The following is a 12,458-nucleotide window of genomic DNA, read 5'->3' on the forward strand; positions in this document are numbered from 1 at the left end:
TGCAGAGGCCCTTGGGTGTCGCGCGGACCGGCAGTCGGCAGTAGGCGACGGGCACGAACACGTCCCGGGTGCCGGGGGTCGGGCCGGGCAGCAGCTGGTGGTGGACCTCGCGCCAGACGTCCTCGAAGGACGCGGCCGCGTCGCAGGCGGTCTCGGTCTTGCCCTGGAACCCGCCGCCGTTGATCATCAGGCCGTCGCGGGTGCCGGGCATGAACTTCACCGCGTTGTTCTGCAGCCGGCCGCGCATCAGGTTCGCGACCCGCGCGCTCATCGGCGTCTCCTGCAGCCGCATGTTGACGTGCGTCGCGGTGCGGTGCAGATCATGCAGGGCCCGGCGCCGGGGGCTCAGGCTCTGATGCTCGGCCGGCGTGAGCCGGGGTGCGGGCACGAAGGTGCCGCGGATCTTCCGCCACTGCTGCCAGCCCTCCCAGCGGGTGCGGTCCGGCGGCGGGCCGGCCCGCAGGAAGGGGACGACCGCGTGCTCATCCGGCGTCGTCTGGTCCACCACGGTCCTCCTCCGGGTCGTCCTCGGGCAGGACGAACACGCTGCGGGCCCGGAAGCTGTGGCCCAGCTCGGGCGGCGGGACGGGCGCGGGCCGGACAACTTCCCGCCGCCGGCGCCGTTCCCCGGCGACCGCGTCCTGCGTCTCGCGGGCCCGGCCCGGCCAGCTCAGCACCGTCGCCGTCCCCTCCTCGGCAGAGGCAGGAGCGGAGGCAGGCTGTGGGGCCGGTGCGGGCGGGCTCGGCGGCCGGTCGGCCTGTGCAGCCCTGGCCTGGTGGGCCTCGCGGGCGTGCTCGGTGCGCTGGGACTTCTTCAGCTGGGTCGGCCACTTGCTGACCGGGATGTGCGAGCCGATCAACTCCAGCAGCACCGGCAGCAGCTCGGTGTCCGACTTCGGCTTCAGCCCGGCCGCCGCGGCCTTCGCGAGCAGGGCGCTGGCCCGCGCGTCCCCGAAGGCCGGCATCTGCCCGGCCCGGGGCATGCCCGTCCAGGGCAGCGGGTGCCAGGCATGGCTGAGCGGGTCCTGGAAGAACACCTGGCGCCGATCCCGCGGGTCGCGGCGGATGAGCCACTTGCCCTTGTGCTTGCCGCCCCGCGTCGACAGCTCGCCGCGGTAGTCCCGCAGGACATCGGCGTCGTCGTACCAAAGTCCGCGGATCTTCACCCCGCGGCGCTTGTCGATGCGGACGTAGTGGGCGGGCAGCAGCTCGTAGAACAGCTCCGGGGAGGGGATGTCCATCGCGAAGCCGGTCTGCGCGAACGACGCCGCGAACAGCGAGTTCGGGCTGTGAGAGCCGTCCGGATCCCAGGCCGGGGCGTACTCGCCCAGCTTGCGCTTCTGCCAGACGCCGACGATCCAGGTCGCGATCAGGTGCTCGAGCTGGTCGGCCGTCAGGACCGCGTCCGCGGCCGGGTCGGCCCCGCGGTCGGCGACATCGACGCCGGTGTAGCCGACCAGGTGCTCGAACAAGAGCTGGCGGATCACGCCGAAGGCCCGCTCGACGGCGGCCTTGTCGGTCGGCCGCAGCACCCGCGCGGGCAGGACCTGGCAGCCGAGGACCCGCTCGACCTCGACCAGGTGGTGGTTGCGATAGACCGATCCGTGGTCGGTGGTCACCGTCTCCGGGGTGAAGAACGGCAGGCCGGCCACCGCGTGCCCGGCGAACTCGGCCACCACCGTGGCCGGCAGGCCGGGATAGGGCCATTCCAGGTCCTCGCCCCAGTCCGCCCGCATCGGCAGCGGCATCGTCACGTCCCGCAGCACCATCGCGACATCCACCGAGGTGTCGGAGACCAGCGTCAGCCGGAAGGCGACCAGCGAGTGCGTGCAGACGTCCAGGGCCAGGGTGAGGTGCATCTTCACCGGATCGCCGAAGACGTGCTCGCGGACCATGACCGGCAGCACCGTGGTGTCCAGCGCGACGACCTGGCCCGGCCGGTGCACCAGGACGTGCCCCTGCGACTCCGGCAGATCGGCCGATCGCGCGTAGCGCTGCCGGGCGCCACCGGGGCCGAACCACTCCTTCCAGAGCCGGCGCAGGGTGTCGTAGCTGGGCACCTTCGCCTCGGGCCCGAACTCCTCGCGGACGTACTGGCGGATCATGCGGTCCTTGGTCCGCATCGACACCTTCGCCATCCGCTGTGTCTCCTCGCGGACCGCCAGGACCGCCTCCCGCACTTCCTCGGAGACCGTGCGGGTTCCGCCGCTTCGGCGCAGCCAGCGGTCGTCCGCGCAGCCGACCAGCCCGAACCGGCGGCGGGCGTTCTCCCACCGGATCAGCGTGCGGTAGCTGACCGAGCCCAAACCGAGCAGCTTCGCGTGCTGCGGGTCCAGGGCCGCGAGTTCCGCGACCTTCGTGTGCCGGCGCTCGGTGAGCGTCGTCGTCGCCGGGTCGTACTCAGGCTTCGGCTCGCCCGGGCCCGGGTGGAACGGGTCACCGGAGCGGAACCCGGTCGCCACTTCCAGCAGGTGGGCCATCCGCAGCTCGGTCAGCTCCAGCCGGCTCGCGTTCAGGTCCTCGGACGCCTTGCGCTGGCGGCCCCGGTCGGCCCCCGCCGCCGTCGTCCGCGACAATGATCGGCACTGCGGATGGTTGGCCAGGAACCGGAACGTCATCCGCTCGCGGGTGCCGTCGTCCTTCACCAACTGCACCCGGCCCAGGTGTGGTTCGCGGCGCTCGACCGTCCACTCTGTCCCGTCCAGCACCAGCCCGGCGCCGGGAGAAAGGTCCAGCACCGCCGCCGCGGTCACCGGCCCGCCTCCCCGGCGGGCAACACGAGCGAGCGGTCCTGCAGCGGACCGGCCAGGTCGACGCCCAGCTGCCTCGACCACAGCAGGTGCAGCAGCTGGGCCCGGGCGACCGGCTCGCAGCCCGTCGCCGCCGCGAGCTCGCCAAAGCTCCGCCCGCCTTCGGCCTCGGCGAGCAGCACCGGACGGAGCCTCAGCGGATCGGAGCTCAGCCGGCGCCGCGACGCCATCGCGTCCAGGCCCGCGAAGGCGTGCTCGCGCCACCGGGCGGCCACCGCGTAGCGCCAGCCGCAGGCGACGGCGACCTCGGCGGCCGCGGCGAACGACTCCCGGTCCGTCTCCTTGATCAAGGGCTCGGGGCGTACGTCGATCAGCCAGACGCCGCGGCGGGTCACCGCGAGGTAGTCGGGGGTGTGGGCCCGGTGCTTCCCACAGGTCGCGAAGGAGATCTTCAGTGGCTGCGAGACGACGTCGACCACGTCGCCGGCGAAGTCCAGGGCCAGCAGCACCCGGCTCTCCTCCAGGCTCTCCGCGCCGTGGTGACGGCCGGTGCTGGTCATGAACTGCAGGCCAGGACGGTGCCGCTGGTCCCGGCGCCAGGTGAAGTGCCGCATCGGGTCGCTCGTGAGCACCGGCTCCTGTACAAGATCGTGCACCGAGCAGGACGCATCGTCCCCGCCTGCCCGCCACGAGACCGTCCACCGTCTCGTCCAGCCGTCGCCCAGATCCAGGCCGAACCTGCCCGCGTCGACGTCCGTCGGCACGAAAAGGTCCTCCCATCTGCACTGATGCGACCAGACGGACCCGGCGTCAGCGGCGTCGACTACCCTTCCCGACCCAGCACGTGTAGCGGCCATGAGCACATGGAAGCGCCGCGAAGAACCTCAGGCTCCCGATCTTCGTTTCTGGTGACAGAAAGACTGCTGAATGAGCATCTGTGACAAGTCGGATGCCTCATTGGTGACAACCGGGCTGCTTCGGCCGTCCGGATTCGGCAGCTCAGACGGTCCCGATGGTGACAACTCCCGAGCTTCGGCTCAGCCGATGTGCGGTGCAGTGCGTAGGGTCCTGCGGGTGGCAGTCGCGCAGAGCACTGTGCCGCAGGACCCGACCGAAACCGCGAACCTGCTGGAAAGCGGCACCGAGATCCGGCAGCTGATGCGTGAGGCCAGCGCTGCTGGCGCCCGACTGGTGCAGTTCCCGGAAGGAGCGATCACCTACCCCAGCAAGCACGTGATGTCCTCAGGCTCTCCTGGCACCCTGGCGGCTGCGGACTGGAATCGCGTCGACTGGAACGCAATGCGCGCTCAGGCGCAATCCATCGCCGACCTTGCCGGCGAACTGGGCCTGTGGGTGGTCTTCGGCTCGATCCACCCCCTCACACCGCCCCACCGCCCGCACAACAGCCTGTACGTCGTCTCCGACAAAGGCACGCTGGTCGATCGCTACGACAAGCGCTACCTCTCCCACACGGAACTCTCCTACCTGTACACCCCGGGCAATGCCCCGCTCGTCTTCGAGGTCGACGGCATCCGCGTCGGTACCGCTTTGTGCATCGAGGCCAACTTCCCTGAGCTGTTCGAGCAGTACGAGCAGATGAACGTCGACTGCATGCTGATCTCCGTGATGGTCGACGACGCCGCCCGGGCCGCCCTCGCACAGGCATACGCAACCCTCTACAACTTCTGGGTCTGCTACTCGGTGCCCGCCCAATTCGCTGCGACAGCCCCGGCCACGATCACCGCGCCTGGAGGTCGTTGCCTCGCCAGATGCCATGCCGACAACCGTCCCGGCCTGGCCGTCGCCGACATCGACCTGGACACCCAAGACACCGACATCGACATCGCCCTCCGGCACGCCCGTCCCTGGCGCCGCACCGCCCGCGCGGGTCTGTACGACAGCCACCTCGTCACTGGCGACGCCAGAAGCCAGGTGCGCTCTGCGTTCTGACGAAGAAGGAAACCGCCCATGCCCGCTTCCGCTCGACTATCACGCGCGTACCGTGAGGTGACGACCCGCCGGGAGGAACAGCCGATGAGCGCGCAGCCCGACCACGCACCCGTCACGCCGTACGCCCCCGCGCCGGGAGCTCCGGCCGAACTGCTGGCCCAGCTGCGCGCCAGCACCCGCGCGGAGCGGTGGGTGCCGGCCTTCGAGCAGGAGTGGGCGGCGGCGCTGGAGGAATCCCGCCGGACGTTCTCCCTCGCCCACCTGTACGAGGTCGTCCAGGTCTGGCAGGCCCGCGTTGCTTCCGCCCCGGCGGTCGACGCGTTCCTCGACTCCGGCCGTGACGAGACCGGGTTCGTGGACCTGGAGGAGATCCGGAGCAGGCGCCGGTGACCGGCCAGCCGTACGCGGTCCGCCTCTCCGCGCAGGCCGCGAAGGTGCTCGCCGCCCTGCCCGAGCACGCGGAGCAGCTGGTGTGGGACGTCCTGGACGCCGCGGCCGGGAGCCCGTGGGGCTTCCCGCAGTGGGACGCCGGCGACCCGGAGGGCGAGGATGTGCGCATCGCGTCCGTCGGCCAGCTGTCCGTCATCTACTTTGCCAACCGCGCCCTGCGGCATCTGTCCGTCCTGGACATCGTCTGGCTCGGCTGACTCATCCGCGCCCGAACCAACATCGGCCCGTCCCCGGCATTCGAACTGCCGGGGACGGGCCGATGCGCATGCTATCCGCGCCTGACCATCGTGGTCAGCGGCGGATGTGGATGGTCACGCTGACGATCGTTCCACCAGCGAAGACCGTGCCGCCGAACCACGCCACAGCAGCGATCGGGTCCGTATGTCCGCTGGCGGCCAGCAGGCAGATGGCGATCATCGCCAAGAGCGCGACGACGGCAGGGGTCACCTGGCTGACCTGGGCAAGACGGGATACCGGTCTGGCTGCGGTACTGTTCCGCGATGTAGCTACAGGATTCATCTCTCGTGATTTCGCTCGGCGGATGTGATCCCAACGCAACACCGGGGAGTCCTCGGTCGTACCCTGCGCCGTCCAAAGCTCGGGTGCGGCCTTCGGGGCTCCCCTTTTGCGTGCTGGGACCACGATGGTCGGCGGAGAGTACGTGCCCTGGCTGAAGCCGCCACCCCCCGTGAAGAGGTCCACGATGCCGAACTGCGCTGGCAGTTGGTTGACGCGGACGCTTCGCTGCGCATCCTGCACCCACCTCTGGCGGGAAAGCCAATCCGGCACCCGTAGGAGTCGTGAGAACACCCTTGGGAGTCACACGAAAGTCAGTACTGGGCCCACACCGGGCCTACCGTGGAGCGCACCGTCACCGGCATTCGAGCTGCCGGGGTCGGGCTGTTCGGTGTCGTAGCCACCGCTGTATCCGCCGGTCTCCGCCCGGGCGGCAACGCGTATCCGTGTTCAGCTTGCCTGCCGGTCGCACTCCCACCGGACCGGAGGGCCGTCGCAGTGGGCGCAAGGGCCCTGCGTACGGCAGTCAGTCCACCCGGCGTGCGGGAGGGCGACACCAGGGCAGTCCCCACCGAGCGAGCACGACATGCTGCCGTCCTGGTGATCCAGCTGGAGGCCCGAGCAGCCCCCGCCCATGGCGGTGAGGGCCCCGGCGAGGCTGCTGAGGTCCGGCGGGCCCATCTCCCTGGCCATCGCGACCAGGTCCTCGAAGACGAAGTCGGCAGCCTGATCCGGGCGGTCGGCCTGGAGCGCGGCGCACATCTCTTCGGTGACCCGGTGCCCGTTGATGAGCGGCCAGCCGTCGGGGCCGGCCTGCAGGGTGAGCTTGTCCACGCCGATGACGTCCGGCCGCCAGTCTCCGGCCTTGGGCTGAGGGAGCATCACGGAGAGGACGTCATGGAGGCCGCGGCCCTCCAGCAAGGTCCGAGCCGCATCCCGCTGAAGCGGAGCTCCACCGGCCACGCGCTTCCTGCCGGTCTTCCGGCCAGTCCTCTTGCCCATCAGCGCTTCCCGTCCGATCTGGTGGTGCACCAGGCTCAACGAACACCGCCGGGAATCGGGCACTCGCCCGAACGGGTCCGCACCTCGCCAGCGGGCAGCCAGCCGAGCCACAGCCTGTGAGGTCTGTGAGCCTCACACCCCATTTCCCCAGGTAAACGGGGCGATCTATGAGGTCTGTGAGCCTGTGAGGGACTGCGTGGAACAGCCAGTCCCCCCGCTGTTCCCCCTGCAGTCCACGTCGCCAAGAACGCCGCGCCGCCCCTCGTGCGGGTGAATCCCCCGCCCGCGGCTCCCCTCGATTCCCTCTTGCGGGTGACGGGATGTCAGTGCCGCTCCCTACCGTCCAAACCGTGACAACCCCGAAGCGCCTCGATGGCGCTCGCTGCCCAAGGCGGTGTTCATGAGCCTGACTTCAGGTATCCACTGTCCGCGCACCCCGCTGCGCCGCTTCCTTGACCGGGAACTGTCGGCCGGCGCCCACCTGTTGCGCAAGAACTACCGCGCCAGGCATCACAGTGACCAGCTCCTGCTGCCGGGCCCGGGCGTCGGCACGGAGGCCGGCACCGTCGGCACCGCGATCGACTACCGGCTGCGCCTGGCCTTCACCACCGTCAAGCCCGTCGACCCGGTCGCGATCCTGGGCATGCTGCACCTCGGCACGGACGACGCCGGCCAGACGATGCGCACCGTGGGCAAGGAACTCGCCGACCGGCTCAAGGAGACAGTGCTGGGCCTACAGCTCGATGACCGCGCCCTGCCCATGGACAGGGACCAGGACGAAGAGGAGGACCTGGCCCGCCTGCTGATCGCCGCGGCCTGGTACCAGGTCAACTACCGCACCCCGATCGGGTTCGCCTACACCCCGCTGGCCATCACCGCCCGCGAGGACCCCGGCGCCTTCACCCTCGAACGGCTGCTCCAGCTGCCGCACCGCGACATGGTGGCCGACGTCGTCGCCCAGTTCCACAAGGCCGCCGACGGCCCGCTTCAGGCCCTGCGCGCCCGTTCCCGGCCCGAGGACTGCACGCCTGGCCCCACGTTCTCCACCCACCACCTCGCAGCCGATGCCGACCTCGCCGTCGACGGGCTGCTGCTCGACTTCAAGAGCACCCGCTCCACCCGCACGCTCCGGCAGGCCGAAGCGTGGCAGCTGGTCGGCTATCTGCTGCTCGATGCCGAGGACCGCTACCGGATCGACACCGTCGGCCTGTACCTGACGCGCTCCGGCGCCTTCGCCAGCTGGCCGGTAGAGGAGTACCTGGAGCTGCTCGGGGCCTGCCGCCGTGATCTCACCGTCTTCCGTGCCGCGTTCACCGAGCTCATCGAGGGCTGCACGTCCGACGACGTACCGCAGGGAGCGGAGGAAGAAGACCGGGTTCGCAGGCTGCTGCAGCGCCTGGCGCCCGTCGCTGACCCGGGCCACTGCAAGGTCTGCACCCAGCGCTGCCCGGTGTCCGGGCGCCGGCCCCGGGAGTTCTGCTCAGCCTGGTGCCGCGGCCGCGCCCAGGTTTTGCAGCGTCGTGGGCTGCTGCCCGGTGGCCCGGTGCCGATGCTTCCTGCCCCGCGCAAGGAGCGCCTGGACCTCCCCGGCGACGCGGAGATTGTGAGCCTCACAGCCCGAGTCCCCAGGTAGACGAGGGGGCTGTGAGCTGCGGGGGCAGCCGTCGGCGAAGGCCTGCGGCTACTGCACGGCGCTGGTCCTGGTCGTGCTGCACGGCGGTGTTGCGCAACGGGGTGCAGCGGGGTTGCTGCTCGGGGTCCTGATGGTGGTTGCGGTGGTGCCGTGAAGGGAGCGCAGCATTTGCCTAGCCCAGGCGGCACACGGGTGCTGCACGGGTCGCAGGCCGGCCTCACCGGTGCAGCGCCCCGGTTGCAGCGTCTGCTACCCAGAGCTGCTGCACGGCGGGGCCGATCCAGCGTCACGCCGCTGCACTGCTGCAATTCCGCCGCACTCGCCGCGCTGCATGCAGCAGCGTGCGCTGCATCCGAGTGCGGCGCACCTTCCGCGTTGTTCTGGTCCTCCAGAACAACGCGGTTATCTGGTGCTCCCGGCCGCGCTTCCGCACGCCTGGTCCAAGCTCGCTGAAGCGGAGCACGATGGAGACATGGGCGAGCACGACCGGGACCAGGACGACGTCGCCGAACCGGCGGGGTCGCCGCTGAGCGCGGAGCAGGCCCGGGAGGTGACGGCCGGGCTGCGCGAGGCGATGGACGACGTCCGGCGCTCCGTGACGGTCCTCGCCGCCCGAGTCCGGGACGCGCACGCGGCCAAGGTGTGGCTCCCTATGGGCTTCACCTCGTGGGAGGCGTACTGCGGTGCAGAGTTCGGCATCAGCCGCGCGCAGGCATACCGGCTCCTGGACGTCGCCCGCGCCCTGTCCGCAATCCACGGTGCCGTCGCCGCCGGCATCGAGACGTCTCGCACGCGAGACACCGGCCCGGCCGCCGCGGCCGCGCTCGACTACGGCCTGTCCCAGCGCGCCCTGATCGCCGTCTCCGGCCGTACGGACGTCGTCGCGGAGCTGATCACCCGCCGCCTCGCCACGCTCGCTCACAGCGGCCTGACGACCCTCGATGAGCCGACGATGCGCGCGGTGGTCCGCCAGTCCGTCCGCGACGTCCGCACCGCCCCGCCTCCGCCGCCCGCCAGTCCGTCCGCGACGTCCGCACCGCCCCGCCTCCGCCGCCCGCCGTTCCGTCAGCGGATCCCCTAGTCGCCGAAGGGCGTCGGCTCACCGACGACCTCTTCGCCAGCGCGTACGCGATCGGCGAGCTGATGCTCGAAGTCGCGCCGGCCTACCTGTCCGACACCGAGGCGGCGACCGGCGTCATGGCGCTGCTGTGCGAGGAGATCGGCGAGCCCCTCGAGCGCGGCCTCGCCGCCCGCCGCTACGCGATGTCCGGCGACCGCCGCGCCCTCCGCGGCACCATCCTCTGACCGCCGTCACTCGCTCACACCCGGCTCCTGGTGTGAGCCACACACCCCGTTTCCCCTGGTGGACGGGGTGCGCTGTGAGGCTGTCAGGTGTGAGGCGAAGGCTTCGGCGGGGACCTGGTGCTGCTCCTGGTGGTGGTCGTCGGATGGCAGCTGGGTGGTGCCGTGAATGCAGCGCAGTATTTGCATGGCCCGCGTAGCACAAGGGTGCTGCACGCGAGTTGGAGGCCGGCCACGACCGGTTCCGCAACGGACAGATGCTGCCCGCTGTCCGGCGGCCGGCGCCTGCTGTTCCGGGGCACAGCAGGGCCGTGGGCTCATCGCGGCGACTGCATAACATCGCAGATCTGCAATGTTCCGCGGGAGATCTATGCACGGCTCCTGCATACAGCGCCCGCGATCCGAGCGGCCGCCGGTTGTTCTGCTGCTCCAGAACAAGCCGGTTCACCTGGTGCTACCGCCCACCCGCTGTTCGGCGGTTCGACACGGGGGCGAAGCGCCTCGCGTTTGTTCTGCTCCCTCAGAACAAACCGGTTTACCCAGTGCTACCGCCCACTCACGCCAGGCACGCCTGACCTGCGGCTTTCCCCTGGAGGGGAATGGTGTGCACCAGGTCGTCCAAGTCTGCTTGGACAAGTTGGCCCAGCCTGCTTGGACAACCGTGCCGTCAGCGACACAGGAACGGCGCCGCACCACGGTGCGGCGCCGTCTGTCCGCGTGGGGTCAGGCGACGCGCAGCTTCTTGCGGCGTTCGCGGGCGAGCTGCTCGCGGTAGTCCTCGACGGCCTGGTGGTAGCGGGCGACGAAGTGAGGGTCGTCCAGCCGATCGGCCGGGTCCATGGCATCGATGGCGGCCCGGGCGTCGGCCGGTGTCTCGTACGCGGCAAGCATCGCGTTGATGCGGTAGACACCGTTGCGCTGCTTCGTCACCAGTCGGGCCAGTATCAGTTCGCGCAGGCCGGAGGTGACGCTGGGGCGGCTGAGTCCGAGCAGGGCGGCGATCTGGTTCTGGCCCATCTCGGCACGGCCTCCGGGCTCGCTGCGGGAGCGCAGGGCGAACAGGACGCGATAGGCCGGCCCGGGCAGGTCCAGGGCCGCGACGACGCCCTCCGCGTTGACCGGCGTGAACAACATGCCCCTGCTCACCGCTCGCCCTCCTTCTGCGTCGTCATCGCCTCGAACCGCTCCCGCCGTTCCCGGCGCTTCTGAGCGCGCTCCTTACGGAACTCTTCGATCGCCTCGCGCATGTGCTGCAGCGAGGGGAACCGAACGAGGTCTGGCAGTGCCGCGGCCCGCAGTTCCGCCAGAGCATCGGCCTGGTCCACCTGAACATACTCGGTGCTGCCATCGGACAGCCGCACCAGTTCGGCCGCGACGTAGGAGTACGGCGGGTTGAACTGGTACACGCCGCGCCCGCGTTTGATCACAATGCCGTGACCCATGATCTCCCGCAGCGACTCGTTGACCTTCTGGCGCGGGACGTCCAGGATCTGCGCCATGTCGTCCTGGGTAAGCGGGATCCGCCCGCCGGCCCGTTGCCCGGCGATCAGCAGCAGGATCAACCGCAGCGGCAGTGCCTCGCGGTAGTACTGGGCGATCACGAGGAAGAACTCCAGCGCCACCATCGCGAAGGCGTTGGGGCGATCGGGATCGGAGAAGAACTCCAGCTGCTGCCGCTGACGACCGACGGTGATCTCCCGGCCCGGGTAGGACCGCGCCAGGTCGTCCAGGCCCTCGATCTTCCGCAGCCGCTCGCCGAACGCCCGCAGCGGATCATCCGGAGCCAGTCCGGGGTTCTGCGCGGGACTGGCGGTGCGCCGGCGGCGCTGTGACTCGGACACGAGCAGCTCTCCAAAGTTCCAAGATCCCGGGCGTGCAGCAACGTAGCAGAAGGTCAGTACTTCTGACCTCTAGGTCGGCATTCCTGACCTCCGGCGCGTCTTGTGTCCCCCCAGGGGTGACACATCTCCTGCACGAACTCCTGCGCGCCGGGCATGTAACGGGGTGGGGTGCGCACCGGACCCTCGACGCGGAAAGTCAGCAAGACTGACCTTCCATCGGGCAAGAAGTCGGCATTCCTGACCTCCCGCGCGGCGCATAGTCAGAATCCCCGACCTTTCAGGGGCGTTGTGTCTACCCAGAAGTGACATTCGAGCCGCTCTACGTCCCTGCTCAGGTGTCACAAGCACCCCACTAGAAACGCTGTGACCTGCGGAAACGCTAGCTCTGCCCCTATCTGATGTTTCGCGGTAAGGCGCGCACCGGGCACCGTCGTGGCTGAAGCGGCTTCGCGTGCGGCTCCGTGAGCCAGCTGTGGACCGTAGGCGGCACCAGCGGCTCTGAGTCTCGGGTGGTGCTGGCCGTGACGGACAAGCAACCGCTGCAGGGGTGGTTGACGCCGGGGAATGGTTCCGCCGCCCGGCCCCAGGGGCCGTTCGGCTCCGGCACCTCCGAACGCCGAATTTCTGCGCTCCCGTATCGGGGCTTCCGTTCTATGGCTGAGCAATTTCGGGCGGCGCAATTATCGAATCCGACCGGTGGTTTTGTAGGCCGGGCAGGGGTGGCGTGCCATAGCCCCAAACGTTACACAGTACGTATCCATGATGCATCACTCCCAACTCACGTTCGCACTGACGGGTGATGCGCCGACAGAACGCGCCTCTGATCGATGGCTTGTACGCTATTCTGGTGAGGCATTGGTGAACACGCCGGGGCGGCTTCGAGGATGGGGAAGGGGTTTGGGTGAAGCGCAGCGGAGCCCGTCACTGTGGTGAGGCCGGCACCTCGTCAGGCCGACGGCCCGTCACTTCAGTTACGGGGGTGGTGGCTGGGAATCCCAAGCCCTACACAAGCGC

Annotated in this window: 12 protein-coding genes and 1 pseudogene; 6 read left to right on the top strand and 7 right to left on the bottom strand. The window is 69.9% G+C overall.

All coding sequences use genetic code 11. The features are described 5' to 3' along the window. The 3 genes and pseudogenes from AC5WS8_RS38130 to AC5WS8_RS38140 all read right to left on the bottom strand — a co-directional run. Positions 1-505 (bottom strand): annotated as a pseudogene (locus AC5WS8_RS38130) (hypothetical protein); the annotation flags it as partial. Next, the gene (locus AC5WS8_RS38135; protein WP_496108070.1) at positions 483-2,753 is read right to left on the bottom strand and encodes a transposase; all 2,271 of its coding nucleotides are present in this window, start codon (positions 2,751-2,753) and stop codon (positions 483-485) included. The pseudogene AC5WS8_RS38130 and the gene AC5WS8_RS38135, both read right to left, overlap by 23 nt. Further along, a complete protein-coding gene (locus tag AC5WS8_RS38140) occupies positions 2,750-3,514 on the bottom strand; it encodes a TnsA-like heteromeric transposase endonuclease subunit (RefSeq protein ID WP_496108071.1) in 765 nt (254 codons plus the stop codon). The genes AC5WS8_RS38135 and AC5WS8_RS38140 overlap by 4 nt, the downstream gene beginning before the upstream one ends. A gap of 310 nt (positions 3,515-3,824) precedes the next feature. Here AC5WS8_RS38140 and AC5WS8_RS38145 point away from each other — a divergent pair, with 310 nt between their 5' ends. From AC5WS8_RS38145 to AC5WS8_RS38155, 3 genes are all read left to right on the top strand, one after another. Then, complete coding sequence (locus tag AC5WS8_RS38145; RefSeq protein WP_496108072.1) at positions 3,825-4,700, top strand: carbon-nitrogen hydrolase family protein; 876 nt, start codon at positions 3,825-3,827, stop codon at positions 4,698-4,700. Positions 4,701-4,784: 84 nt separating this feature from the next. After that, complete coding sequence (locus AC5WS8_RS38150) at positions 4,785-5,090, top strand: DUF6247 family protein (RefSeq protein WP_496108073.1); 306 nt, start codon at positions 4,785-4,787, stop codon at positions 5,088-5,090. Beyond that, on the top strand, positions 5,087-5,347 hold the full coding sequence (locus AC5WS8_RS38155) for a hypothetical protein (protein WP_496108074.1): 261 nt from the start codon (positions 5,087-5,089) through the stop codon (positions 5,345-5,347). The genes AC5WS8_RS38150 and AC5WS8_RS38155 overlap by 4 nt, the downstream gene beginning before the upstream one ends. Positions 5,348-5,441: 94 nt before the next feature. Here the strand turns inward: AC5WS8_RS38155 and AC5WS8_RS38160 are convergent, their stop codons facing one another. Both AC5WS8_RS38160 and AC5WS8_RS38165 read right to left on the bottom strand, forming a co-directional pair. Next, positions 5,442-5,597 (bottom strand): hypothetical protein, encoded by a 156-nt coding sequence (locus AC5WS8_RS38160; RefSeq protein ID WP_496108075.1) that lies wholly within the window; start codon positions 5,595-5,597, stop codon positions 5,442-5,444. A gap of 519 nt (positions 5,598-6,116) precedes the next feature. Beyond that, positions 6,117-6,668: a hypothetical protein gene (locus AC5WS8_RS38165; RefSeq protein ID WP_496108076.1), complete on the bottom strand. Its 552-nt coding sequence runs from the start codon at positions 6,666-6,668 to the stop codon at positions 6,117-6,119. Positions 6,669-7,068: 400 nt separating this feature from the next. Between AC5WS8_RS38165 and AC5WS8_RS38170 the strand changes: the two genes are divergently transcribed. The 3 genes from AC5WS8_RS38170 (at position 7,069) to AC5WS8_RS38180 (ending at position 9,606) form a co-directional block, all read left to right on the top strand. Then, complete coding sequence (locus AC5WS8_RS38170; protein WP_496108077.1) at positions 7,069-8,301, top strand: hypothetical protein; 1,233 nt, start codon at positions 7,069-7,071, stop codon at positions 8,299-8,301. A 472-nt stretch (positions 8,302-8,773) separates the two neighbouring features. Continuing rightward, entirely contained in the window at positions 8,774-9,382 is a 609-nt protein-coding gene (locus tag AC5WS8_RS38175; RefSeq protein ID WP_496108078.1) for a hypothetical protein, read from the top strand. Positions 9,383-9,444: 62 nt separating this feature from the next. Beyond that, positions 9,445-9,606: a hypothetical protein gene (locus tag AC5WS8_RS38180; protein ID WP_496108079.1), complete on the top strand. Its 162-nt coding sequence runs from the start codon at positions 9,445-9,447 to the stop codon at positions 9,604-9,606. 720 nt (positions 9,607-10,326) lie between these two features. Here the strand turns inward: AC5WS8_RS38180 and AC5WS8_RS38185 are convergent. Continuing rightward, on the bottom strand, positions 10,327-10,749 hold the full coding sequence (locus tag AC5WS8_RS38185; RefSeq protein WP_496108080.1) for a MarR family transcriptional regulator: 423 nt from the start codon (positions 10,747-10,749) through the stop codon (positions 10,327-10,329). Further along, on the bottom strand, positions 10,746-11,444 hold the full coding sequence (locus tag AC5WS8_RS38190; RefSeq protein WP_496108081.1) for a hypothetical protein: 699 nt from the start codon (positions 11,442-11,444) through the stop codon (positions 10,746-10,748). Before AC5WS8_RS38190 ends, AC5WS8_RS38185 begins: the two co-directional genes overlap by 4 nt. Between the last annotated feature and the right edge of the window lie 1,014 nt (positions 11,445-12,458).

The organism is Streptomyces sp. PTL18, assembly GCF_059510295.1.

What these genes read in the sequence shown, in the direction of transcription:
- AC5WS8_RS38150 (WP_496108073.1), top strand. Translation starts at nt 4,785, where the DNA reads ATGAGCGCGCAGCCCGACCACGCACCCGTCACGCCGTACGCCCCCGCG.
- AC5WS8_RS38165 (WP_496108076.1), bottom strand. Translation starts at nt 6,668, where the DNA reads ATGGGCAAGAGGACTGGCCGGAAGACCGGCAGGAAGCGCGTGGCCGGT.
- AC5WS8_RS38170 (WP_496108077.1), top strand. Translation starts at nt 7,069, where the DNA reads ATGAGCCTGACTTCAGGTATCCACTGTCCGCGCACCCCGCTGCGCCGC.
- AC5WS8_RS38175 (WP_496108078.1), top strand. Translation starts at nt 8,774, where the DNA reads ATGGGCGAGCACGACCGGGACCAGGACGACGTCGCCGAACCGGCGGGG.
- AC5WS8_RS38180 (WP_496108079.1), top strand. Translation starts at nt 9,445, where the DNA reads ATGCTCGAAGTCGCGCCGGCCTACCTGTCCGACACCGAGGCGGCGACC.